Genomic DNA, 22731 nt, shown 5'->3' with positions numbered 1-22731 from the left:
GGGGGCGTGCCAGTTCATGGCAATGGCGGAAATGCGGGCATCGATTGGTTAACGACACTGATCGGTGCAAGCGCCCTGTAAGGTTTTCCGACACGACGTGATCTATTCATTATGCATTGACTACGATTGTGGTCAATGCGACTACATGGGTAGTCAACGGGAGTGAGTCGTGGCCGAACGGATCAGCGATGCCGAGCATGCGGTGATGGAAGTGCTGTGGGAGGAGAGCCCGCTGACGGCGCAGGATGTCGCCGAACGCGTGCCCGCCGACCGCGCCTGGAGCGCTAATACGGTCAAGACGTTGCTCGGCCGGCTGCTCGCCAAAAATGTCATTGCGCACCAGGAGGACGGTCGGCGCTACCTGTATCGGCCGCTGGTTGCGCGCGAGGATTATGTCGCCGGCGAATCGAAGCGCCTGATTGAGCGGCTGTTCGGCGGTCGCCTGACCCCGCTGGTCGCCAATTTGGCCGAGCGTGACCAATTGACCGCGCAGGACATTGCCGAGATCGAGGCGCTGCTGAAGGAGCTCAAGGCGTGAACGCGCCGGTAACGGTCGGCTGGATGGTCGAGGCGCTGGCGGCATCGGCGGTGCTGATGCTGGCGGTGCTGCTGGTGCGTGCGCCGGTGCGTCGCACCTTCGGCCCGGGGGTCGCCTATGCTTTATGGGCGCTGCCGGCGATCCGCCTGGCGCTGCCGCCGCTGCCCGCCGAGTGGCGCGATCGCGCGGCGCCGCCGATCGCACAGGCGGCCGAGACGATCACGCTCTATGTCGTCGCGCCGCTCGGGGATGGCGCCCCTGCCGCCGCTCAACCGGCCGCGCCTCTGCTCGGCCCGGTCCTGTTTGCGCTGTGGGGCGCCGGCGCGATGCTGTTCGTCGGCTGGCATGTCGTCAACCACATGCGCTTCTGTCGCCGCATGCTGACCGCGCGGCACAGCGCGAGCCGTGCCGGGTCGATCGAGGTGATCGAAAGCGACGCCGCGACCGGCCCGCTCGCGTTCGGCATCTTTCGCCGCTACGTCGCTTTCCCGCGCGATTTCACCGCGCGCTATGACGAGGACGAGCGCGCGCTGGCACTGGCGCACGAGCTCGGCCACCACGAACGCGGCGACCTGATCGCCAATTGGATCGCGTTGTTCGTTCTGGCTTGCCATTGGTTCAATCCGATCGCCTGGCGCGCCTTCCGCGCGTTCCGCGCCGATCAGGAAATGGCCAATGATGCGCGCGTCCTGGCCGGGCGCAATCCGATCGAGCGGCACATTTATGCCTGTGCCATCGTCAAGGCCGCGCATCCCGGGCCGTTCGGCGGCGCCGTGTCGACCGCCTGCCACCTTCATACCATCAACGACCTGAAAGGGAGACTGAGGATGCTGACCACCGGACGCCGCTCGCGGCTTCACCTGACCCTCGGCGGCACCGCCGTCGCCGCGATGACCGTCGCCGGCCTCGCGCTGACCGCATCGGGGACCGGCGCCGCCGCCACGATGCGCACCGGCGTCGAGCGCGCCACCGGCGTCGACATCGCCGCGATCGACGCGGGGCTGCAGTCCGCGCCCACGCCGCCGGCGCCTGCTGCACCTCCCGCCCCCGGCGCGCCGCCCGCGCCCGGCGAAACCGTGACCACCGAACGGACCGCCGATGGCCGCCTTGTCACCAAGCGCTATCGGGTGATCATCCGCGACAAGGACGGCAAGCTGACGTCCTACGATCCCGCCGACGTGCCGCCGCCGCCTGTGCCCGGCGCGCCCGACGCCCAAGTCAGCCGCGTGCGGGTGATGACGATGGATAAGGACGGCAAGGTACTGAGCGACGACGTTACCGGCATCCCTCAAATCTCGTCGGTCAATTGCGACCGCGACGGCAAGGGCGGCAAGCCCGGCGAGGAGATGGTCGTCACAACGACCAAGAACGGCAGGCAGCGCATGGTGATCTGCACCGACCGCATCGAGCGCGTCGCCGCCGCCGGGGCCGCCGAGGCCGAGCGATCGGGCGACGTGGAACGCCGCGCTTATGCCCGCGCGCTGGAGGGCCTGCGCGGCGCGCGCGCCAATGTCGCCCAGGACATGTCGATGTCGGCCGAGACCAGGCGCGAAGCGTTGGCGGGCATCGACCAGTCGATCACCGAGCTGGAAAGCGACCTGGCCAAGGCGGACTGAGCGGCGCGCGGGTGGGACCGCACGCCCGCGACGCTTGTCATTCGGCGCCGGGCGCGCCATCCCGTGAGGCATGACCGATCAGCTTCCCGGCGTGCCGCAGATCCTCGAGCCGCTGGTGACGCGGGTGCTGGCCAATAATCCCTCGCCCTTCACGGACACCGGCACGCAGACGCACCTGGTCGGCACGACTGACCTGGCGGTGATCGATCCCGGCCCTGATGATCCCGCGCATGTCGCCGCGTTGGTCGGGGCGATCGGCGCGCGCCCGGTGACGGCGATTGTCGTCACCCACACCCACCGCGACCACAGCCCCGCCTCCCGGGCATTGCAGGCGGCGACGGGGGCGCCGATCGTCGGCTGCGCGCCGCTCGCGCTTGACGATCACGGGCCCCGCGCCGATGCGAGTTTCGACACGGACTATGTCCCTGATCGCATCCTGGAGGAGGGTGACAGCGTCGCGGGCCACGGCTGGACGCTGGCTGCCCTGGCGACGCCGGGCCACACATCGAACCATCTCGCCTTCGCCTTGCCCGAGAGCGGCGCGCTGTTCAGCGGCGATCACGTGATGGGCTGGTCGACGACGATCGTCTCGCCGCCCGATGGCGAGATGGCGGCTTATATGGCGAGCCTGGCCAAGCTCCAGGAACGCGACGACCGCATCTATTACCCGGCACATGGCGACCGGGTCGATCGCCCGCAGCGGCTGGTGCGCGGGCTGATCGGGCATCGCAAGCAGCGCGAGGGGCAGATCCTGCGCCTCCTCGCCGACCGGCCGCAAACCATCCCGGCGATGGTCGAGCTGATGTATGCCGGCATCGATCGGCGGCTGTGGCCTGCCGCCGAACGGTCGGTGCTCGCGCATCTGATCGACCTGGCGACGCGCGGGTCGGTCGTCGGGCAGGGCGGGGAGTGGCGAACGACCTGACTGCCCCGTCCCCCGGCGCGATCCGCGACGGCTGGTGCATCGCCCGGCGAAATGATATTCTCTCCTGCATCGTTTTTCCGGGGGAGCATGGTCGCGCTGACGCGGCCGCTCGCCTCTTCGCCGCCGATGCTGGCGCTGACCCGCTATCTGGCGGGTTGATCGGGCGGGTGCCCGGGGCCATGTCCCGGCGTCACGGGTGGAGAGATCGGGATGGACGCGCGCAAGGGCATCGGCGGAACGCTGACCGGCCTCGACCTGCGGGCCGAGATCGACCGGCTGCGCAAGGATCGCAACGCGATCATCCTGGCGCATTATTACCAGAAGCCCGAGATACAGGACCTCGCGGATTTCGTCGGCGACAGTCTCGATCTGTCGAAAAAGGCCGCGGCGACCGACGCCGGGGTCATCGCCTTTTGCGGCGTGCGCTTCATGGCGGAGACCGCCAAGATATTGAGTCCCGACAAGGTCGTCGTGCTGCCCGACATGAATGCCGGATGCAGCCTGGAGGACAGCTGCCCGCCCGACCAGTTCGCTGCGTTCCGCGACCAGCATCCCGACGCGATCGCGCTGACCTATATCAACTGCTCGACCGAGGTGAAGGCGCTCAGCGATGTCATCGTCACCAGTTCGTCGGCGGAAAGGATCCTGAGCCAGATCCCGCTCGACCGGAAGATCATATTCGGCCCCGACAAGAACCTGGGCGGTTACCTGTCGCGCAAGACCGGGCGCGAGATGCTGCTGTGGCCAGGCGTGTGCATCGTCCACGAAGCGTTCAGCGAAACCGAACTGCTAAAGCTGCAACTCCAGCATCCGGGGGCGCCGATCGCCGCGCATCCCGAATGCCCGCCCTATATCCTCGACCATGCCGATTATGTCGGCTCGACCAGCGGCATCCTGGCGTTCGCGGGCGAGATGGCGGGCGATACGCTGATCGTCGCGACCGAGCCGCATATCATCCACCAGATGGAAAAGGCCGCACCGGACAAGCATTTCCTCGGCGCCCCGGGCGCGGACGGCAATTGCAACTGCAACATCTGCCCGTACATGGCGCTCAACACGCTGGAGAAGCTATACGTCGCGCTGCGCGACCTGGAACCGCGGATCGAGATCGAGGAAGGGCTAAGGCTTCGCGCCAAAAAGAGCCTCGACGCGATGCTAGCGATGGCGAGCGGCACGGTGGGGTTGGGGGACCTGGGGCCGGTAAAGGTGACGGGGGATTGACGCGAGACCATTACGGTAATGGTCTGAACAAACGGACGGGCCGTTTAAAAGTAACGCGCCAGGGCGAACCGCGCGCGGACCCGCGACGATGCGTAAAAGTCCAGGCTGCTGTCGATCCGGCCATAGCTGACGCTGATCGACGGCGAGAAGCCGAGCACGCGAATCGCCCGATTGCCGATCGCGAGGCGGCCGTTGAACCGCCAGTCGCGACGCGGATCGAGCGAGAAGAGCGCGATCGGCGCATCATACGATGCACGCGACGCGCCCGCCGAGACCGCGAAATTGAACCCCCAGGGCAATTCGCCACCAAGCCCCAGCATGCCGCCCGCCTCGACGCTGGAATAAGCCGGCGCGCGCAGCCAGTCGCGCCGCACATAGAGCGTGGCCGAAGCGATCATCGATTTGGCGACGACGCGTTCATAGGTGGCGTAGGCGCCGACCTGCCAGCCGTCATAATTGGCGTCGAACCGGGCATCGGTGCGGCGCGCGTCGATCTGGAGGCCAAGCCGCTGGGTCGCGCCCAGCGTCGTGTCGGCGCCCAGCTTCACGCCATATTGGCGGCTGGCGATGCGCGCGCCGTATAGCCGCTCGGCGACCACGCCCTGGATGCGCATGCGGGTCGCGTCGCTCACCTTCAATTCGGAGCCAGCGGCGCCCTCGAACGTGTAATCGTCGAATGCGGTGCCGTCATAATCGGCGCCCAGCGCATCGACATCGGCGACGATGGCGATGCGCTTGCCGACCGGCAGGCGCAGCCCCGCCTCGATCGTGGCGGTACGGCCGATCCCCGACCGGGCGCGCGCTTCCTGGTTGAGCGTCAGCGGGATCGGCTGGGCGCCGAACAGCACCGTGACCGTGTCCGAGGTCGTCGCGTTGTTGATGTTGGAATCCGGCGCCAGCCCGACATCGAAATTAAGCGACCAGGCGCGTTTCGAGCGGATGATGGTCCGCACCGAGCGGAGGGTGCGGGCAATGTCGGGGGGCAGTTCGTCATCGGCCTGGGCCAGGCGGAACTGCTTGTCGGCGCTCTGTGGCCGCCCCATCGCCAGCAGCGTGCGGCCCAGTTCCAGCCGGACACGCGTCTGGCGCGGATCCCTGGCCAGGATATCCTCGAAGATCGATGCGGCCTTTTTGTAGTCGCCGGTCTGCTCGGCGACATAGCCGGTCAGGAACTTTACCTCGAACCCAAATTCCGGCGCGCGGGCCAGCGCGGCGAGCATCGGCCCGGCCTCGTCGAAGCGGCGCGCGGCGATCAGCGTCTGGATTTCGTCGAGCAGCTCGCGCGGGGTCAGGCGCGCGACGCAGACCTGGGCGGTGCACTTGTCGACCAGCGCCTGCGCGTCGGCCGCGGCGGGCGCCAGCACCGCGGTGCCGGCCAGCGCCAGCGCCGCGGCGGGATGGCGGGTCATTTCTTGCCCGTGAACGCGCCGAGGATGTCGATCCGCTGGTCAGGCGTGCCGCCGACGACGCGGAAGCCGGCGCCGATCTCCTCGCCATTAGGACCGAAAAAGGCGCCGTCGACGCTCGACCCGGCGATCACGACGGTGAAGTCGGACATCCCCGGACGGGTGAACTTGGCATCGGTGAAAGTGCCCGAAAAGCCACCCCTGGCGGCCAGGTCGATCACCGCCTGCGCCGAGGCAGTGAAGACCGACCCGGCGGGCAGGTCATAGGTGCCGCTGGTATAGGCATCGAGCGCGGGCGCGACGACCTTGCCCGTCAGCGTCGTCACGACCTTCAGCGAGGCAAAGTCGATCGTCGTGGACTGCGACCCGTCGAGCCATTGCAGGTAGTTGGGCGCGTCGGGGCTGGTGTCTGGACGCGGGTTGAAGATCACCGTGGCGATCATGTCGCCGGTATAAGTGGCGGTCCCGGTCTTTGGCACGGCGCCATTGGTGGTGCGCTCCCCATACGCGAAGACGGCGCGGTCGAAGGCGTAATCCTGGCGGTAATAAGGGGTGACGGACCCGGTATCGGTCTGTTGCGAGGAAGTGATCGTGGTGCGCAGGAAGCCTGCATAGGTGACGTATTTCGTCGTCGTGCCCGGCTTCTGGTAGAAAAAGGTCTGCGACGTCGAGGTGTAGCCGGCGCCGCCGACCGGATAGTCGGTCTTGGTCTTGGGATAGGCCGGGTCGGTCGGCGACAGCAGCGGACCCGAACTCGACCCCGCGGTCAGATACTGGATGTTCTTGCTCGCGTCGAGATTCGGGGTGCCGGCCTGCGGCTCGCGCAGGCCGCCAAAGGCGGTGCGGTGCAGCGGGTCCTGGAACCGGCTGTTCGCCACCGAGACATTGCCCTTGGTGCGGTTGATGGTGATGTCGAAGATCGCGTCGCGCGGATCATAGGCGATCGTGATGCCGCTGTCGCGAGCGGTATTGGCGTCGCCGGCATAAAGCTGGCCGCTCTGTCCGATGCGGTCGGAGCGCGTGAAATAATCGAGATGCTGGACCGCGCCGATCCCTTCATAGGTCTTTGACTCAGTCGGGTTGACGAAGCTCGCGGCGGGCGTGGCCGTCCCGGTCGATCCGGCCGGAGGCGCGACGCTGGCGATGGTCTGTAGGCCGGTCCCGCTGCACGCGGCGAGAAGCGAGGCGGTGGCAAGCAGCAGATAGGTCCGCATGGCGGCAGGTTTCCCCCGGTTGATCGGTCCGGGAGTGGTACGACGACAGGGTTAACGAGCCGCTAAAGCGCGGGGCAGAATCGAGCCACGACCCGCTTCTTTATTTGCCGCGCTCCTTGCGATGCTGTTCCAGGTCGAGCACTGCATGGTCGGCGCCTTCGGGCAGCAGGCCGAGCCGTCGGGCGACCTCCTGATAGGCCTCGACCTCGCCCCCCAGGTCCTGACGAAAGCGGTCCTTGTCGAGCTTTTCGTTGGTCGCCATGTCCCACAGGCGACAGCCGTCGGGGCTGATCTCGTCGGCCAGGATGACGCGGCCGTAATCATTGTCCCAGATCCGCCCGAATTCGAGCTTGAAATCGACCAGCCGGATGCCGATGCCGGCGAACAGGCCGCTGAGAAAATCGTTCACGCGGATCGCCAGGTCGGCGATGTCGTGCATCTCCTCCTGCGTCGCCCAGCCGAAGCAGGCGATATGCTCCTCGGAAATCAGCGGGTCGCCGAGCGCATCGTCCTTGTAGTAATATTCGATGATCGTGCGGGACAGCTGGACTCCTTCCTCGATGCCCAGTCGTTTCGACAGCGACCCCGCCGCGACGTTGCGCACCACCACTTCGATCGGTACGATCTCAACCTGGCGAATAAGTTGCTCGCGCATGTTGAGACGGCGGATGAAGTGGGTCGGCACGCCGATCGTGCCGAGCAGGGTGAAGATATGCTCGCTGATCCGGTTGTTGAGCACGCCCTTGCCGCTGATCGTGCCCTTCTTCTGGGCATTGAAGGCGGTCGCGTCGTCCTTGAAATACTGGATCAGCGTGCCGGGCTCGGGACCCTCGTAGAGGATCTTGGCCTTGCCCTCATAGATTTGGCGGCGGCGTGCCATGATGCGCGGAGGTCCTGGAAATGAGCAGCCCCGGCAACGCCATCTGCGCGCCGGGGCGGGAAGATTCCCATCATAGCCGAGATGGCCGATGCGTGCAATCAGCCGGCGGCGGGGTCGTGGGGCGGCACCACCTGACGGGGCCGGCGCCGCCACGCGGCCGGCCAGAACCGGCGGGCCAGGAAGAAGATCAGAGCGAACAATATCGCCCAGGGCGCGATCAGGATCGCCAGCCGCGCAATCGTGTCCAGCCCGGTCACGAACAAGGCGCCCGACTGGCCGATCGTCTCGGCAATCGGGCCGCGCGCGCCGCCTGGCGCAGTGAGCGCGAGATAGTCGATGTCGATCGTCGACATGGCGACTCGTCCGGTGAGGTCGGCCAGCCGCGCCTTGGCGGCGTCGAGTTCCTCCTGCGCGTCGGCGACGCCGCGTTCCGCCTCGACCAATTCGGCGACGGTCCCCTCGCGGGTCTGCAGGATCTGGGTCAGACGCGCGACCAGCGCCTCGCGCTGGTGGATCCGCGCCGCGACGTCGGTCATGTCCTTCGAGACGTCGTCGGCGGTGATCGACTGGTCGGTGGCGCGCCCGCCGGCCCTGGCGACGCCGGCGATCAGGTCGGCGCCGAAGCGGCGGGCGATACCGGTGGCGACGCGCAGCTTCAGCGATGCGGTGCTGTCGTCGCCGGACTGGGCCTGGGACGCGACAAGCTGGCATCGCGTCGCACCGAGCCGGTCGCACAGAGCGAGGTGGGCGGCCTGGGTCCGGGCAACCGCGTCGCCCGGCAGGCGGAAGGCATAATGATAGCTATAGGCGATCTGCGGCAGGGTGACGGCGACGGGCGCCGCGCCGCTCCTGGCGGCAGAGGCGCCTTCGCCCGATGGAGCGGCGGCGCCGTCGGGCGAGGCCATCGGGGTGGAGCCGCTGTCCGACCGGCTGCACCCCGCCCCGACGATCGCCGTCGCCAGCAAGATAGAAGTGATCCGCATTGTCGTTCCCCCCCGATACGCCTGACTGGTGACTATGGGCGGCTGAGCAATCCCGTCAGTAATGTCACGACGTCGCGCGCTTAACGGTAGGCGGCGGCGATCAGGCGTTTCGCCTCCGCCCAGGCCGCCGTCTCCGGGGCGACCAGATCGACATGGCCGGTGGCGGGAACGGTGTGGAGGGTGACCGCGTCGCCCTTGGCTCTGGCCTTGGCAATATAGCCGGTCGCCAGCCGATAGGGGATGATGCGGTCCTGGCGTCCGTTGACCAGGTCGGTCGGCACGCCGATCGGCAACAGCCGCGGCAGCGACGTGTCGGCGTAGGGATCAGGCCGTCCGCTGCCGACAAGTTTGCCGACGACCTCGGTGCCGCACCCATTGTCGGGGCTGGCGGCGGTCGCCTCCAGATCGGGCAAACCGCCCAGGCTGATCACGCGCGCGATCGGCAAAGGGGTCGCGCGCCACAACGGGCTGACGCGCGGCAAGCGGGGGCGCGCCGCCAGCCACAAGGCGAGATGGCCGCCGGCCGAATGGCCGATCGCCACGATGCGCTTGGTATCGAGCCGGTATTCGGCGGCCTTGGCGACCAGCAGGTCGGCGGCGGCGGCGGTATCGGCGAATGTACCGGGATAGCCCCCGCCGGGACGATCAACTCCTCGATAGTCGATGTTCCACACCGCATATCCCGCCTTGCGCAAATCGTCGGCGACCCAGTTCATCAGCGTGCGGTCGGCGATCCGGGTCGTCCAGCAGCCGCCATGAACCATCACTACCACCGGGAACGGCCCGTCGCCGGCGGGCAGCCACAGGTCGACCTTCTGATACGGATCGTCGCCATAGCTCAGCGTCGCCTGCGGGACGGGGCGGGGCCGGACGAGCAGGTCGGACCAGGTCAGCGGTTTGGCGGTCGGAGACTTGGCGGTCTTGGACGCGGCGCTCATCATTCCGGCAAGCGCCAGCATCGCGATCATAATAAGGCGGATCATCGGTTTAGCCTTAGCGTCTGTTTGAAAACGTGGCGAGGGCACGTTTTGCGGGAAGGCACCGTACCGAAACTCGCTCTTTCGCGAATTTCCAAACAGCCTCTTAGCCCGGTACGCGTCAAAAGCGAGCGACTAGGCAAGCTGCCCGTCAATCCGCCCGGCGAGCGGAAGCCGCCGGCCGTTCATGACGGCTAGCGGAAATGCCCGGATCTGGGGCAAGGCGCGTGGCATGGAACCGGCTCGCGAAAAAATGGTCTCGTCGCGATGCGCAAGATAGTCCTCGCCACGATCGGGACGCTGGGCGATCTCCATCCCTTCATCGCGATCGGTATTGCCCTGAAGCAAAGCGGTTGCCGACCGGTGCTCGCGGTGCCGGCCGACCATGTCGAGCGGGTCGAGGCGGCGGGGCTGGAGGCGGTGGCGATCTTCCCCTGTTTCGATGCCGTGCGCCAGCGGATGGGGCTGAACCAGGATGCCGCGGTCGAGATGCTGATGCGCGACCAGCGCAACATCATGGACGAGGTGCTGTTCCCCGAACTTGCCTCGTCGGCGCGGCTGCTCGACGCGGTCGCTCAAGATGCCGACGCGATCGTCGGCTCGATCTTCGCGTTCGCGGCGCCGATCGTCTGCGAAAAGCGTGGCATCCCGTTATTCGCCGTCGTGTTGCAGCCGATGGCGATGCTGTCGCCTTACGATCCGCCGCGCACGCCCGATTTCCGGATGTTGCGGTCGCCGCCGGTGCGCGGCGCCGGGCTGCGCTGGAACCGCCTGATCTACGCTGCGCTGCGCCTCGTCCTCCAGCGTCGTTACGGCAAGGCGATCGACCGGGTCCGGGCCGAGCACGGACTGCCCCCGCGCGGCGCGCGGCGCCTGTTCGAGCCGGGATCCGGCGCGGCGCGCATCCTGTGCTGCTATTCCACGACGTTCGGACCGCTGCCGCTCGACGCGCCGGCCAATGCGCGGTCGGTCGGCTTTCCCGTATTCGACGCGCCGCAGGCCGAGGGCGAACTCGATCCCGCGCTTGCCGAGTTTCTTGGCGCGGGGGCAGCGCCTTTGGTGTTCACTCTCGGCTCGTTTGCGGTGCTCGCCGCGGGCAATTTTTATGTCGAAGCGGCCAAGGCAGCGCGGCTCGCGGGACGGCGCGCGGTGCTGCTGACCGGCAACGGGGAGGACGGCAGGCAACAGGGTGACCTCTTCATCACCGGCTATGCGCCGCATTCAAAACTGTTCCCGCGTGCCGCGGCGATCGTCCATCATGGCGGCGTGGGCACGACCGGGCGGGCGCTGGCATCGGGCAAGCCGCAATTGGTGGTGCCGTATATGGGCGACCAGTTCGATCATGCCCACCGCATCCGCCGGATGGGCATCGGCCGGGTGCTGGAGCCGGCGCGGTTCACCGCCGACCGCGCGCTACCCTTGCTGAACATCCTGCTGGAAGATGGAGCGATGCAGCGCGAGGCGGCGCGGATCGGCGCGCTGATCGCCGCCGAAGACGGTGCTGGCAATGCGGCGCGGGCGATCCTCGATTTGCTTTGAGGCGCGTTTCGGCGGTGCCGGCCCGCTCCCCCTCGACACGCGTTCATCCAGACTCCGAGAGGCCGTCACGGCGCGGGTGTTCCCTCGCGCCGCAATCCGCTTTAACCGTGGTCAATGGCTTCCGACACCGACCTTCCCGAAAAGCCGCTGGTCGGCGTGCTCGATGCCCCGTTCGACAGCGCGTTGTCCGAGCGTTACCTCGTCTATGCGTTGTCGACGATCACCGCGCGGTCGCTGCCCGACGTCCGCGACGGGCTGAAGCCGGTGCATCGCCGCCTGCTCTGGGCGATGCGGCTGCTCAGGATGGCGCCCGGCGATGCGTACAAGAAATCGGCGCGTGTCGTCGGCGACGTGATCGGCAAATATCATCCGCATGGCGATCAGTCCGTCTATGACGCGATGGTGCGCCTGGCGCAGGATTTCGCCCTGCGCTATCCGCTGATCGACGGGCAGGGCAATTTCGGCAATATCGACGGCGATAACGCCGCGGCCTACCGCTATACCGAGGCCCGCCTGACCCAGGTCGCAATCGACCTGATGACCGGCCTTGACGAGGATGCCGTCGGCTATCGCCCGACCTATAATGGTGAGGACGAGGAACCCGAGCTGATGCCGGGGCCGTTCCCCAATTTGCTCGCCAACGGCGCCAGCGGGATCGCGGTGGGGATGGCGACCAGCATCCCGCCGCACAACGCGGCCGAGCTGCTCGACGCGGCGATCGCAATGATCGACGATCCCCGGGCGGCCGATCCGCTCGCCTTCGTTCAGGGTCCCGATTTCCCGACCGGCGGGCTGGTGGTCGACAGCGCAGCGTCGATCGTCGAGGCCTATGCAACGGGGCGGGGCGGGTTTCGCGTGCGGGCGCGCTGGCATGTCGAGGAACTGGGCCGGGGCACCTGGGCGGCAATCGTCACCGAGATGCCGTACGGCACGCCCAAGAACAAGCTGATCGAGCAGATCGCGGCATTGATCAACGACAGGAAGCTGCCGATCCTGGCCGACGTCCGCGACGAATCGGACGCAGAGGTGCGCGTCGTCCTCGAACCGCGTAGCCGAACGGTCGATGCGGGGATGCTGATGGAAAGCCTGTTCCGATTGTCCGACCTGGAGGTTCGCGTACCGCTCAACCTAAACGTGCTCGACGCCATGCGGACGCCGCGCGTCATGAGCCTTAAAGATGCGCTGTCGGCGTGGATCGACCATCAGTTCGTCGTCCTGCGCCGCAAGTCGCAGCACCGGCTAGCCAAGATCGCCGACCGGATCGAACTGCTCGACGGCTATCTGGTCGCGTATCTCAATCTGGATCGGGTGATCGAGATCATCCGCGCCGAGGACGAGCCCAAGCCGGTGATGATCGCCGAATTCTCGCTTAGCGATCGCCAGGCGGAGGCGATCCTGAACATGCGGCTGCGGTCGCTGCGCCGGCTGGAGGAAATGGAGCTGCGCGGCGAACGCGCGGGCCTGGAAAGCGAGCAGGCCGAACTGACTCAGTTGCTTGGCAGCGACGCGCGCCAGCGTACGCGGCTGAAGCGCGAGCTGGGCAAGATCCGCGATCGTTATGGTCCGGCGACCAGGCTCGGCAAGCGGCGTACGACGATCGAGGAAGCCGCCCCGGCGCTGAACATCCCTCCCGAGGCGATGATCGAGCGCGAACCGATTACCGTGATCCTGTCGCAACGTGGCTGGATCCGCGCGATGAAGGGACATGTCGAGCCGTCGTCGGCCGAGGCGCTGAAGTTCAAAGAGGGCGACGGCCCGCGCTTCGCCTTCCATGCCCACACCACCGACAAGCTGTTGCTGATCGCTGAGACCGGCCGGTTCTATACGCTGGGCGCCGACAAGCTGCCCGGCGGACGCGGCCTGGGCGAGCCGGTGCGGCTGATGATCGACCTCGACGGCGACGTTCCGATTATCGCGTTGATGCGGGCAGGAGACGCGGAGCGGCTGTTGCTGGTTGCGAGCGACGGGCGCGGTTTCGTGCTGAAGATCGCCGACGCCATCGCCGAGACCCGCAAGGGCAAGGCGGTGATGATGCCGCGCGCCGGCTCCAGGCTCCACGTGGTGCGCGCCGTTGCCGCGGATCACGATTACGTCGCAGCAATCGGCGACAATCGCAAGATGCTGGTCTTCCCGCTCGATGAAGTCGCCGAGCTTGCCAAGGGACAGGGCGTGCAACTCCAGCGATATCGCGACGGCGGCCTGTCCGATGCGATCACCTTTCGCTTCGCCCAGGGATTGAGCTGGACGATGGGCGGCGACAGCGGCCGGATCCGCACCGAAGCCGATCTGGGGCCGTGGCGCGCGGCGCGCGGTGCCGCCGGGCGCATGCCGCCGACCGGGTTTCCGCGCGACAATCGTTTCTAACGTACGCGCAAGTATCTGACAACGCTTCAGGCTTCAGGCGGTCTTAACCTCTAATCTTTACACGACGGGCAATGTCGCTCGGCTCTTCGCGTGCGTTCTCCGCCAAGTCAGCCCGCGCCGCGGCGGGGGCGGTCGGCGCATGCCCGCCCGAGATCGACGACACCGCGATGCTCGTCGAGCTGATCCCGGTGGCAATGGCGCTGGTCGGTGTGACTGCGGCGGGTGGTGTCGTGATCCAGGCCAGCAATCGGGCCTTCCGCATCGCCGGGCTGGGCATGCCGAAATGGAATTCGCCTCTGGTTGTGGCGATTGGCGCCAGGATCAAGGATTTCATTGCCAGCCGGGAGGTAAGGCGCACCTTTCCCTGGGAGTTTGGCGACGCCGTCGACTGCCGCCATTTCTGCGTCACGCTGGCTCGCGGCAGGGCGGGGACCGACCGCTGCCTGGTCACGCTGGTCGACCAGACCGGCGAGTTGCGCACCGAGCGCAATCTGCGCCGCGAGATGATGACCGACAGCCTGACCGGGCTGCCCAACCGTGCCGGATTCAGCGAACGGCTGGAGCAACGCATCGCCATTGCCGGCGATAGCGTGCGTTATGCGGTGCTGATGATCGATCTCGACCGGTTCAGCCGGGTCAATGCGTGCTTGGGATCGATGGCGGGCGACGAATTGCTGATCACCGTGGCCCGTCGCCTGAAGGGCGCGCTCCGCGCGGTCGACGTGCTGGCACGCACGGGCGGCGACGAGTTCGGCATCCTGTTGACGCTGGAGGACAGCCATGACGAGGCCGAGCAGGTCAGCCGCCGCATCCAGGGTGCCCTGGCAGCACCGTTTCGCCTTGCCGATTACGAGATCCGCGTCGCCTGCTCGATCGGCATGGCATTCGGCTCGGACGCAATCGAGGATCCCGAGGACCTGATCCGCCAGGCTCAGTTCGCGGTGAAGCGATCCAAGACTTCGGGTCATTCCGAGCTTTACGAGACGCAGGCCTTCGACATCGCGCGCGCGCAATTCGGCATCGAGACAGAATTGCGCCGGGCGATCGAGAATGGCGCGTTGCGGTTGAGTTACCAGCCGATCTGCGACCTGGCGACGGGCCGGATAGTATCCTTCGAATCGCTTGCGCGGTGGACCGACGAATGCGGTCGTGAGCGCTCGCCGGTCGATTTCATCCCGGTCGCCGAGGAATCGGGGCTGATCGTGCCGCTGGGCCGCTGGGCGATGGAGGAGGCGGCGCGCACGCTCGCCGCATGGGACGCGCGCGCCGGTGGCAATTGCGGCGTGCGCTTTGCCGTCAATGTGTCGGCGATCCAGTTGCAGCGCGACCAGATTGCGCCGATGGTCGAAAGCGCGCTCAGCCGCCACGGCCTGGACGGCTGCCGGTTTACGCTGGAGCTGACCGAAAGCGTGCTGGTATCGGACCCGGCCCGCGTCGCCGCGACGATGCGTGCGCTCAAGCTGCTTGGCACGACGCTGGCGATGGACGATTTCGGGACCGGCTATTCGAACCTGGCATATCTCCAGAAGCTGCCCATCGACGTGCTCAAGATCGACCGCAGCTTCGTTACCGGCATGCTTGCCGATCGCGACAAGATCGCGATCGTCCGCGCGATCCTCAGCCTGTCGCAGGCGCTCGGCATGCAGACCATCGCCGAAGGCGTCGAAACCAATGAGCTTGGGCAGACGCTGGCCGCGCTTGGCTGCACTTATGGCCAGGGCTTTGCCTATTCGGCAGCGCTGGAGGCCGACCCGGCCTATGATTTCCTGATCGCCGCCAACGCCTGAGCAATCTCGTCGGCGGCGATCGCGTGGGCGCGGGCGGTGTCGGGAAACCCCTCGGCGATCCAGCGATCCTCGATCCGGTGGAGCGTGCGCGCGACGTCCGGCCCGCGGGCCAGCCCGCGCTCGACAAGCATGCCGCCGCTGATCGGAAGGATCGGGGGCTCCCAGTCGACGATCGCCGCGATGCGGTCGGTTACTTCGTCGTCGGGCAGGTCGGACAACAGCAATTGGTCGATCGCCCCCTGCCGTCCCAGGCGATAGCGCAACGTCCGGGGATCGTCGCGCGGCGCCGCGACCGCGATCGCCATCCGCTTGCGGTCGGCATTGGACAGCTTGAGCCGCGCGCCGATGGCGTCGACCGCGCCGGCCGGGAGCAGCGCGGCCAGTCGCAGCGTCGCCGATGGCGCCTGGCCGCTCGCCGCCTCCCGATCGATCGTGCGGCGCAGCCGTCCCGGCCGGGTAATCTCGGGCAGGACCGGCGCCAGGATGGCATGATCGAGCATCAGCGCGACGATCGCCGCTGCCCCCGGCGCGACGAGCAGGCGCAGCAACTCGCCGGCGATCCGCTCGCGCGACAAGGCCATCAGGTCGTTGGCCCGCGCCGCGCACGCCGCCAGCCCGGCGGCATCGGGCTCGTCGCCGAAGCGCGCTAGGAAGCGGAAGAAGCGGAGGATGCGCAGGTGATCCTCGGCAATCCGCGTCAAGGGATCGCCGATGAACCGTACCCGGCGCGCCATCAGATCGTCGAAACCGCCGAAATAGTCGAACAGCGCCCCGCCCGCCGGGTCCGCATAGAGCGCGTTGATCGTGAAGTCGCGCCGTGCTGCGTCCTCGCGCCAGTCGTCGGTGAAGGCAACCGTGGCATGCCGGCCGTCGGTGGCGACGTCGCGGCGCAGCGTGGTTACCTCATAGACTTCGCCGTTCGCGATGGCGGTGATCGTGCCGTGCCGGAGTCCGGTCGGCACCGGCTTGATACGCGCGGCATCGAGCAGGTCGATCACGCGATACGGATCATGAACGGTCGCCAGGTCGATATCGGCGGTGTCGATCCCGATCAGCGTGTCGCGCACCGCGCCGCCGACGATCCGCGTAGTGCCCGGCTCCAGCGCCGCGATCACCCGGGCAAGGCCCGGCCGGTCGCGCCATGCCGCCCGCGGCAGTATCAGCCGGTCCAACGCAGCCGCCGCGACAGGTTGACGATCATCGCCGCGGTGGCGCCCCAAATGCGTCGGTCCCGCCACGTGATCTCATAATAACGCCGTGCCCGCCCCTCCCATTGCACGCTCGCCTCGCCGACATTGCCAGGATCGAGGAGGAACGCCAGCGGCACCTCGAACACCGCAGCGACCTCCGCCGTGCTCGGCCGAAAGGTGAGGTCGGGCGGGATGACCCCGACGATCGGCGTTACGCCATAGCCGGTGCCCGTCAGATAATGGTCGGCCGGCCCGATCACCGTGACCGCGGCGGGCGGCAGGCCGATTTCCTCCTCCGCTTCGCGCAGCGCGGCGGCGGTAGCGTTTTCGTCCTCGGTGTCGATGCGGCCGCCGGGAAACGCGATCTGGCCGGCATGGCGCCGCATCGTCTCGGTGCGCCGGGTCAGGATCACCCCCGGATCATCGCGATCGGTGATCGCCACCAGCACGGCGGCGGGCGCGGGCGGGGCGCCGTCGTCGGGCAGGCCGGGCAGGTCGCCGGGGAGCAGGACCGGTGCGTGATCCTCGGCAAGGGCGACCCGCAGCCGATCGGCCAGCGTCACGCCGGCCCCTCGAGCGGGAAGAACGTGCCGCCGCTCCACAGGCCCGGCGGATCGTCGTCGCCGGCGATCGCCAGGTCGGCCAGCTCGTAATAGACCGGCCGCGCGACCAGCGCCTCGAGCCCGCCGCGCACCAGCAGATAGGGCCGCGGACCGTCGTCATGCTGCTCGAAGCGCAGGGGATGGTCGGCATCGGCGACGACCAACTCGCCGGTATTCAGGCGAAAGGTCAGCATGGCCTCGCGGCCCGACCCCGCGACCTTCAGCTCGACGCCGACGAACGGCGCATCGTCGACCGCGATGTCGAGCTTCTCGACCGGGGTGACCAGCACGAACCCGCCATCGGGCTCGCGACGCAGGATCGTCGAGAACAGGCGGACCATCTCGGCGCGACCGATCGGCGATCCCTGATGGTACCAGGTGCCGTCGCGCGCGATGCGCATCTCGCTGTGGCCGCAATGCATGGGCTGCCAGCGCTCGACCGGCGGCAGGCGCTGTTCGGCGACCAGCCTGGCAATCTCGGCCAGCGACAGGCCGGCGAGGTCGGGAAGGGAGGGCATCGGCATCGCGCGCCCTCGCTAGGGTCCATACCCGATTCCCGCAATGGTCGTGATCGCCGGGCCGGGTACAGCTTCAGGCGCCAACGGCCCGGCGCGGCCCCAACATGCCGGGGACCGCCGGCACCGCGGGCCCGCGCGCGAGCAGCCGGCGTCGCTCGACCGGGCCGGGAAGGCGCCAGTCCGCCGTGCGATCGGCGGTGAAGCCGAAGAACCGGCCGTAATATTCGGAGTCCCCGATCAGCATCATTGCCCGATCGTCGCCGGTCCGCCGTGCCGCTTCGAGCGCCAGCGTCACCAGCCGGCGGCCCAGTCCGCCGCGCTGACGGTCGGGCGCGACCGCGACCGGCCCCACCATCGCCAGCGGATAGGCGACATTGTCGTCGCCGCCCAGCTCGACCGGCCAGCACTGGATGGTGCCGACCAGCGCGTCGCCGTCAGTCGCTGCGAAACTCAGCGCGGCGAGCATCGCCCCGCTGCCGCGAATGGCATAGGCCGTCCGCTTCCTGCGTTCCGGTCCGAACGCGCCATCCAGCAGCGCCTCCACCCGGTCGCTGGCGATGCTGGCAAGTGGTATGAAGTCGGGCACGGCGCTGATTCTCGGTATAACCCAATGACGGAGCGGCAATGCCCGGGGCGCGCGGCTGTAGCCTGCGCCTCGACGAAGACAAGCAAAACCGAACAGGCCGCCAGTCTCGCCAGGTATGCCGGGCGCCACGGCTGCGCGGCGCAGGGGCTTGATTGCCGCCGCGCGCGAGGGCAGGGGCGCGGACCCGGCGCACTCCATGCCGCAGAGCGAGGACGATAGGTTGGACGACCGACTGCAACTGCAGGTGCACGACATCGAAACGATGGTCCTGACCGGGATCTATTCCGAGGAGACCCGGTTGCCGCAGCCGCTGCGCCTCTCGGTCACCGTCGACCTTGACGTGGCGCCGCGCTTTGCCGCCGACGCCCCGCTATCGCTGTCCAAGAATTACCTCGACCTGAAACGCGCGGCGACCTCGGCCTTGCCGCCAGGGGTGCATTTCACGCTGATTGAGGCAGTCGCCGACCATATCTGCGAGACCTTGCTGCTCCAGGACGGCCGCGTGCGCCGGGTCGAGGTGAAGATCGTCAAGCTCGCCATCGCCGAGCATCGCGAATCGATCGGCATGACGCTGACGCGGCATCGGCGGTAGCTCAGGGCCAGCGCCGGTTTCTGCCCCATCCATGCCGGCGGTCGCCAATTATCATCCGGCTGTGCCAGTTCGGCACGGACCCAGTGCTCGGCGGACCAGCCGGTAATCCTCGCGCGCGATCGCGGCATTTGCCGGATCGTCGCCCGCCATGATGGCGTCGGGCAACGCCGCGGGCAGTCCACCGCAGGCCAGGCGATACCACAGGAAGGTGTCGCGCGCCGGCGGCGGCAATGCCTGGTCGACGATCTCGTTGAGCGCGACCGCCCAGGTCGGCGGCTGGTCCTGGCGGCGCTGGATACCGATCGAAACCGGGCCGCCGGTCGTCGTCAGGAAGATCTGCGTCTCGCCTTCGCCGGGCAGCGTGCCTGGGGTATGGAAGGCGTTGCCGATCCCGGTCACCCGGGGCGCCGCATCCGGGGCGGCAAATGCGGCGGCGATGGCGCGGGTCATTGCCTCGGCCGGCGGCGTCCAGCCGATCTGGGCATCGGGCTCGACCAGCTGGATCTGGTCGATCCGGCCGGCCACCGGCCGGGCGAACAATAGCACCCGCGCCTTGCGCAACTTGGGAATACGGCCCGCCGCATCGAGCGGCACGTCATAGACATAGCCGAGCCGGGCGGGAGCGCCCGCCGGCGCGCGGATCAGCGCCACGACATCGACCGTCACGTACAATCTCTGGTATCCTTGCGCGACGCTCGCCGCTTCCGCGCCGCGGATTCTGGTGGTGTCACGGACGGTCGCGTCGATCACCATCGGTGCCCCGGTCACCAGGTCGGCAATGTCGGCATAGGCCGGTGCCGCAACGGCGGCAGGCGGCAGATTGCCGCGCGGGATAATGGTCTGCCCCGCGGAGGGCGCGACGGCCATGGCCAGCGGGAGCATCCCGAGCACCCGAAATGGGGAAAGCGCGTGCATCACCATCGCCTAGCCGAACACCGTCCGTCCACCCAGACATAAATATCGGCGATCGATTGCACGTGTCATGGGTCCGACAAAGCGTTTGCGTCGTTATTAACCTCACGATAGGGACTCGTCGACCGCCCGGCCGGGTGCTAGCCTCGTGCTTGCCCAGCGAATCTCACGGTTCATCGGTCGATGGGCGGTCGATATCGCAGGTCCGGGCAGGTCGGGTTAGGGAGTTCAGTTGCTGGATGGCATACGCTGATCGTGATACCAGTGGCAGCCGGATCGTGGCGATCATCATCGTCTCGTTGATCGTTGCCGGCTTTGGCTACGCCTTTGTGACCGGGCTGGCGATGGACGCCGTCAAGAAGGTTGCTGAGAAACTCAATACATTCGACGTCGCGCCGCCGCCGCCGCCGCCGCCGCCGGACAAGCCGCCGCCCCCTCCGCCGGATCAGCCGAACCTGCCGCCGCCGCCGACTCAGGTGGTCGTGCCGCCGCCGCCGATCCAGGTGCCGGCGCCGCCGCCGCCGTTCAGCGTGACCTCCAATATCCAGCCGCCGCCGCCGGTGACCCCGCCGGCGCCGCCTGCACCCCCGGCGCCGCCCGCACCGCCCAGGGTAGCCACGCCGGTATCGCCGCGCGGCAATCAGGGGTCATGGTTCCCGCAGGATTCCTATCCTGCTGCGGCCAAGCGCGCCGGCGCGTCTGGCAAGGTATCGGTGCGCGTCAGCGTGGGGACCGATGGCCGCGTAACGAACTGCACCGTCACTTCATCCAGCGGCAATGCCGATCTCGATGCGACCACGTGCAATCTCGCCAAGCGCAACGGCCGGTTCAATGCCGCCAAGGATACTAGTGGTGCGGCGGTCGCGTCCGAGTTCACGCTGCGCAACGTCGTCTGGCGGCTCGAGGATCAGTGACGTCGTTTCGGAGCCCGGTCCGCCGGGCGCTTACCCCCTAATTCTGCCCAGTTAATTCTGCACGGTCATCGCACGACATCTAAGAGGAAGCATCGGACATGAACATCAATATCCTATCGGCCGGTGCCTCCGGCAATGCCGCCGAACAGTTCGGCGTCCTGAACGCCCTCCAGCAGGGCGGTTTCATCTCGTGGAGCGTCGCTATCATCCTGACGGTGATGCTGTTCTTCTCGCTCTACATCCTGTTCACCAAGGTGTTCGAGCAGCAGAAGATCATCAGTCAGGGCCGACGCGTCCGGGCGACCTTCTGGAATTCCAATTCGCTGCGGGAAGGCGCCGCCAAGCTGGAGAAGAATTCAGCCTATAAGCAGATCGTTGATGACGGACTCGCCGCGCAGGACCAGCATTCGCGGCTGACCGATCCGGTCGAGGCGCATGACTGGCTGCACGGTTCGCTGTTGCGGTCCGAAAATCTGATCAATTCCCAGCTCAACGGCGGCCTTGCCTTTCTGGCGACGGTGGGCGCCACGTCGCCGTTCATCGGCCTGTTCGGCACCGTGCTTGGCATCTACCGCGCGCTGATCGCCATCGGCCAGGCCGGCCAGGCGTCGATCGACAAGGTCGCTGGCCCGGTCGGCGAGGCGCTGATCATGACTGCTTTCGGTCTGGTCGTCGCGGTTCCGGCGGTGCTCGCCTACAACTTCCTCCAGCGCCGCAACAAGGCAATCGCCGAGCATCTGAGCGCGTTTTCGAACGACGTGCTCGGCTATCTCGCCTCGAACGGCGCGGTGAAGCCGACCGCGGCGGCGCGCAAGGCGCAGACCGCGCCGCCGGCCAAGCCGACGACGCCGACCAGCACGGCCGGTTCGGGCGGCGGCGTTCAGACCCGCGCGTAAAAGATCGACGGCGGGGTGCTTGCGCTATGCGTCCCGCCGCCCGTCCCGGCCGCTTACGGCCGGCAGTATCAAGATAGGATTGTTCTTCCATGGCGATGAGTTCTGGGTCCAGTGCCGAAGACATGCCGATGTCGGACATCAACACGACGCCGCTGGTCGACGTGATGCTGGTGCTGCTGATCATCTTTCTGATCACGGTTCCTGTCGTGGTCCAGAACATCAAGCTGAAGCTGCCCGACGTCCGTTACGACCCGACCCAGACCAAGCCGGAGAACGTATCGCTGTCGATTACCGCCAATGGCGGGACTTGCCAGGTCTATTGGGGTACCTCCCCGATCACCTCGAAGGAACTATACGAGCGCGCGTATAAGAAGCTCGACGCCGACATCAAGCGGCTGAAGGCGGCCGGCACGATCAGCCCCGACGACCTGCCCGAGGTGCACATTCGTGGTGACGTGAGCACGCCTTATCGTTGTATCGGAGGCGCTATCTTCCAGATGCAGTCGGCCGGTTTCCAGAAGGTGGGCTTCATTTCCGAGCCGCCGCCCCAGGGCGGTCCGTCAGCCTGATCCCCGCACGACATCCAGGAGTTATCAAGTCATGGCAATGAGTGGCGGCAAGGACGACGGCTCGCCGATGATGGAGATCAACACGACGCCGTTAATCGACGTCATGCTGGTGCTCCTCATCATGTTCATCATCACCATTCCGATCCAGTCGCATGCGGTGAAGGTCGATCTGCCGGTCAACCAGCCCAACCAGCCGCCGCCGGTCGATGCGCAGAAGAACAAGATCTACATCGACCCGCAGGGTGTGGTGACGTGGAACAGCGTGCCTGTCGACGATGGCACACTGGCCCAGTTTCTCGAGCAGACCAAGAAGATGCCGATCGAGCCCGAACTGCACTTTCAGCCTGATCCCGCGGCACGCTATGAAGTGGTCGATCGCATCCTTGCGGTGATCAAGCGGTCGGGCATCACTAAGCTGGGCTTTATCGGCAACGAGCAATATCGCAACGACTTCTGATATCCGGCCGATCGTAAGGACATGGGGCGGTCGCGGTGCGGCCGC

Annotated in this window: 22 protein-coding genes; 12 read left to right on the top strand and 10 right to left on the bottom strand. The window is 67.3% G+C overall.

Annotated features, from left to right (window positions below):
* Nucleotides 1-169: 169 nt before the first annotated feature.
* From ACFE7K_RS03830 to nadA, 4 genes are all read left to right on the top strand, one after another.
* Nucleotides 170-538, top strand: coding sequence for a BlaI/MecI/CopY family transcriptional regulator (locus tag ACFE7K_RS03830; protein WP_375396838.1), 369 nt, complete (start codon nucleotides 170-172; stop codon nucleotides 536-538).
* Nucleotides 535-2154 (top strand): M56 family metallopeptidase, encoded by a 1620-nt coding sequence (locus tag ACFE7K_RS03825; protein WP_375396837.1) that lies wholly within the window; start codon nucleotides 535-537, stop codon nucleotides 2152-2154. Before ACFE7K_RS03830 ends, ACFE7K_RS03825 begins: the two co-directional genes overlap by 4 nt.
* Nucleotides 2155-2224: 70 nt before the next feature.
* Complete coding sequence (locus ACFE7K_RS03820; protein ID WP_375396836.1) at nucleotides 2225-3079, top strand: MBL fold metallo-hydrolase; 855 nt, start codon at nucleotides 2225-2227, stop codon at nucleotides 3077-3079.
* Nucleotides 3080-3289: 210 nt separating this feature from the next.
* Nucleotides 3290-4300: a quinolinate synthase NadA gene (gene nadA / locus ACFE7K_RS03815; RefSeq protein WP_375396835.1), complete on the top strand. Its 1011-nt coding sequence runs from the start codon at nucleotides 3290-3292 to the stop codon at nucleotides 4298-4300.
* A 44-nt stretch (nucleotides 4301-4344) separates the two neighbouring features.
* Here nadA and ACFE7K_RS03810 read toward each other — a convergent pair whose 3' ends face one another.
* From ACFE7K_RS03810 to ACFE7K_RS03790, 5 genes are all read right to left on the bottom strand, one after another.
* On the bottom strand, nucleotides 4345-5709 hold the full coding sequence (locus ACFE7K_RS03810) for a surface lipoprotein assembly modifier (RefSeq protein ID WP_375396834.1): 1365 nt from the start codon (nucleotides 5707-5709) through the stop codon (nucleotides 4345-4347).
* Nucleotides 5706-6920 (bottom strand): transferrin-binding protein-like solute binding protein, encoded by a 1215-nt coding sequence (locus ACFE7K_RS03805; RefSeq protein WP_375396833.1) that lies wholly within the window; start codon nucleotides 6918-6920, stop codon nucleotides 5706-5708. Before ACFE7K_RS03805 ends, ACFE7K_RS03810 begins: the two co-directional genes overlap by 4 nt.
* A gap of 100 nt (nucleotides 6921-7020) precedes the next feature.
* Nucleotides 7021-7800 (bottom strand): phosphoribosylaminoimidazolesuccinocarboxamide synthase, encoded by a 780-nt coding sequence (purC, locus tag ACFE7K_RS03800; protein ID WP_375396832.1) that lies wholly within the window; start codon nucleotides 7798-7800, stop codon nucleotides 7021-7023.
* A 98-nt stretch (nucleotides 7801-7898) separates the two neighbouring features.
* Complete coding sequence (locus ACFE7K_RS03795; RefSeq protein ID WP_375396831.1) at nucleotides 7899-8783, bottom strand: DUF4349 domain-containing protein; 885 nt, start codon at nucleotides 8781-8783, stop codon at nucleotides 7899-7901.
* Nucleotides 8784-8863: 80 nt separating this feature from the next.
* On the bottom strand, nucleotides 8864-9766 hold the full coding sequence (locus ACFE7K_RS03790) for an alpha/beta hydrolase family protein (protein ID WP_375396830.1): 903 nt from the start codon (nucleotides 9764-9766) through the stop codon (nucleotides 8864-8866).
* 261 nt (nucleotides 9767-10027) lie between these two features.
* Between ACFE7K_RS03790 and ACFE7K_RS03785 the strand changes: the two genes are divergently transcribed.
* From ACFE7K_RS03785 to ACFE7K_RS03775, 3 genes are all read left to right on the top strand, one after another.
* Nucleotides 10028-11299: a glycosyltransferase gene (locus ACFE7K_RS03785; RefSeq protein ID WP_375396829.1), complete on the top strand. Its 1272-nt coding sequence runs from the start codon at nucleotides 10028-10030 to the stop codon at nucleotides 11297-11299.
* 114 nt (nucleotides 11300-11413) lie between these two features.
* Complete coding sequence (parC, locus tag ACFE7K_RS03780) at nucleotides 11414-13663, top strand: DNA topoisomerase IV subunit A (protein WP_375396828.1); 2250 nt, start codon at nucleotides 11414-11416, stop codon at nucleotides 13661-13663.
* A 71-nt stretch (nucleotides 13664-13734) separates the two neighbouring features.
* Nucleotides 13735-15450: a putative bifunctional diguanylate cyclase/phosphodiesterase gene (locus tag ACFE7K_RS03775; RefSeq protein WP_375396827.1), complete on the top strand. Its 1716-nt coding sequence runs from the start codon at nucleotides 13735-13737 to the stop codon at nucleotides 15448-15450.
* Here the strand turns inward: ACFE7K_RS03775 and ACFE7K_RS03770 are convergent.
* From ACFE7K_RS03770 to ACFE7K_RS03755, 4 genes are all read right to left on the bottom strand, one after another.
* A complete protein-coding gene (locus tag ACFE7K_RS03770; protein ID WP_375396826.1) occupies nucleotides 15420-16622 on the bottom strand; it encodes a CCA tRNA nucleotidyltransferase in 1203 nt (400 codons plus the stop codon). The two genes, ACFE7K_RS03775 and ACFE7K_RS03770, sit on opposite strands and share 31 nt — an antisense overlap.
* Nucleotides 16610-17203 (bottom strand): CoA pyrophosphatase, encoded by a 594-nt coding sequence (locus ACFE7K_RS03765; RefSeq protein WP_375396825.1) that lies wholly within the window; start codon nucleotides 17201-17203, stop codon nucleotides 16610-16612. Before ACFE7K_RS03765 ends, ACFE7K_RS03770 begins: the two co-directional genes overlap by 13 nt.
* Entirely contained in the window at nucleotides 17200-17760 is a 561-nt protein-coding gene (locus tag ACFE7K_RS03760) for a DUF1285 domain-containing protein (protein WP_375396879.1), read from the bottom strand. Before ACFE7K_RS03760 ends, ACFE7K_RS03765 begins: the two co-directional genes overlap by 4 nt.
* A 73-nt stretch (nucleotides 17761-17833) precedes the next feature.
* Nucleotides 17834-18346 carry a GNAT family N-acetyltransferase gene (locus tag ACFE7K_RS03755; protein WP_375396824.1) on the bottom strand — a complete coding sequence of 171 codons (513 nt, stop codon included), beginning with the start codon at nucleotides 18344-18346 and terminating at the stop codon, nucleotides 17834-17836.
* A gap of 220 nt (nucleotides 18347-18566) precedes the next feature.
* Between ACFE7K_RS03755 and ACFE7K_RS03750 the strand changes: the two genes are divergently transcribed.
* Nucleotides 18567-18938, top strand: a complete 372-nt coding sequence (locus tag ACFE7K_RS03750) for a dihydroneopterin aldolase (protein ID WP_375396823.1) — start codon at nucleotides 18567-18569, stop codon at nucleotides 18936-18938.
* Nucleotides 18939-18989: 51 nt separating this feature from the next.
* Here the strand turns inward: ACFE7K_RS03750 and ACFE7K_RS03745 are convergent, their stop codons facing one another.
* Nucleotides 18990-19853, bottom strand: coding sequence for a hypothetical protein (locus tag ACFE7K_RS03745; protein ID WP_375396822.1), 864 nt, complete (start codon nucleotides 19851-19853; stop codon nucleotides 18990-18992).
* Between the two features lie 236 nt (nucleotides 19854-20089).
* On the opposite strand from ACFE7K_RS03745, the gene ACFE7K_RS03740 reads away from it, so the two are divergent.
* The 4 genes from ACFE7K_RS03740 (at nucleotide 20090) to ACFE7K_RS03725 (ending at nucleotide 22686) form a co-directional block, all read left to right on the top strand.
* On the top strand, nucleotides 20090-20764 hold the full coding sequence (locus ACFE7K_RS03740) for an energy transducer TonB (protein ID WP_375396821.1): 675 nt from the start codon (nucleotides 20090-20092) through the stop codon (nucleotides 20762-20764).
* A gap of 98 nt (nucleotides 20765-20862) precedes the next feature.
* Entirely contained in the window at nucleotides 20863-21660 is a 798-nt protein-coding gene (locus ACFE7K_RS03735) for a MotA/TolQ/ExbB proton channel family protein (protein ID WP_375396820.1), read from the top strand.
* A gap of 89 nt (nucleotides 21661-21749) precedes the next feature.
* Nucleotides 21750-22229 (top strand): ExbD/TolR family protein, encoded by a 480-nt coding sequence (locus ACFE7K_RS03730; protein ID WP_375396819.1) that lies wholly within the window; start codon nucleotides 21750-21752, stop codon nucleotides 22227-22229.
* 31 nt (nucleotides 22230-22260) lie between these two features.
* The gene (locus ACFE7K_RS03725; protein WP_375396818.1) at nucleotides 22261-22686 is read left to right on the top strand and encodes an ExbD/TolR family protein; all 426 of its coding nucleotides are present in this window, start codon (nucleotides 22261-22263) and stop codon (nucleotides 22684-22686) included.
* Nucleotides 22687-22731 lie beyond the last annotated feature (45 nt).

The sequence above is a fragment of the uncultured Sphingomonas sp. genome, assembly GCF_964244265.1.
GTDB lineage: Bacteria > Pseudomonadota > Alphaproteobacteria > Sphingomonadales > Sphingomonadaceae > Sphingomonas.
Note: the sequence above shows the minus strand (reverse complement) of the source record. Positions and strands in the feature narration are given on the sequence as shown.

What these genes read in the sequence shown, in the direction of transcription:
- ACFE7K_RS03820 (WP_375396836.1), top strand. Translation starts at nt 2,225, where the DNA reads ATGACCGATCAGCTTCCCGGCGTGCCGCAGATCCTCGAGCCGCTGGTG.
- nadA (WP_375396835.1), top strand. Translation starts at nt 3,290, where the DNA reads ATGGACGCGCGCAAGGGCATCGGCGGAACGCTGACCGGCCTCGACCTG.
- ACFE7K_RS03810 (WP_375396834.1), bottom strand. Translation starts at nt 5,709, where the DNA reads ATGACCCGCCATCCCGCCGCGGCGCTGGCGCTGGCCGGCACCGCGGTG.
- ACFE7K_RS03805 (WP_375396833.1), bottom strand. Translation starts at nt 6,920, where the DNA reads ATGCGGACCTATCTGCTGCTTGCCACCGCCTCGCTTCTCGCCGCGTGC.
- purC (WP_375396832.1), bottom strand. Translation starts at nt 7,800, where the DNA reads ATGGCACGCCGCCGCCAAATCTATGAGGGCAAGGCCAAGATCCTCTAC.
- ACFE7K_RS03795 (WP_375396831.1), bottom strand. Translation starts at nt 8,783, where the DNA reads ATGCGGATCACTTCTATCTTGCTGGCGACGGCGATCGTCGGGGCGGGG.
- ACFE7K_RS03790 (WP_375396830.1), bottom strand. Translation starts at nt 9,766, where the DNA reads ATGATCCGCCTTATTATGATCGCGATGCTGGCGCTTGCCGGAATGATG.
- ACFE7K_RS03785 (WP_375396829.1), top strand. Translation starts at nt 10,028, where the DNA reads ATGCGCAAGATAGTCCTCGCCACGATCGGGACGCTGGGCGATCTCCAT.
- parC (WP_375396828.1), top strand. Translation starts at nt 11,414, where the DNA reads ATGGCTTCCGACACCGACCTTCCCGAAAAGCCGCTGGTCGGCGTGCTC.
- ACFE7K_RS03775 (WP_375396827.1), top strand. Translation starts at nt 13,735, where the DNA reads ATGTCGCTCGGCTCTTCGCGTGCGTTCTCCGCCAAGTCAGCCCGCGCC.
- ACFE7K_RS03760 (WP_375396879.1), bottom strand. Translation starts at nt 17,760, where the DNA reads ATGCCCTCCCTTCCCGACCTCGCCGGCCTGTCGCTGGCCGAGATTGCC.
- ACFE7K_RS03745 (WP_375396822.1), bottom strand. Translation starts at nt 19,853, where the DNA reads ATGCACGCGCTTTCCCCATTTCGGGTGCTCGGGATGCTCCCGCTGGCC.
- ACFE7K_RS03740 (WP_375396821.1), top strand. Translation starts at nt 20,090, where the DNA reads ATGGCATACGCTGATCGTGATACCAGTGGCAGCCGGATCGTGGCGATC.
- ACFE7K_RS03735 (WP_375396820.1), top strand. Translation starts at nt 20,863, where the DNA reads ATGAACATCAATATCCTATCGGCCGGTGCCTCCGGCAATGCCGCCGAA.
- ACFE7K_RS03730 (WP_375396819.1), top strand. Translation starts at nt 21,750, where the DNA reads ATGGCGATGAGTTCTGGGTCCAGTGCCGAAGACATGCCGATGTCGGAC.
- ACFE7K_RS03725 (WP_375396818.1), top strand. Translation starts at nt 22,261, where the DNA reads ATGGCAATGAGTGGCGGCAAGGACGACGGCTCGCCGATGATGGAGATC.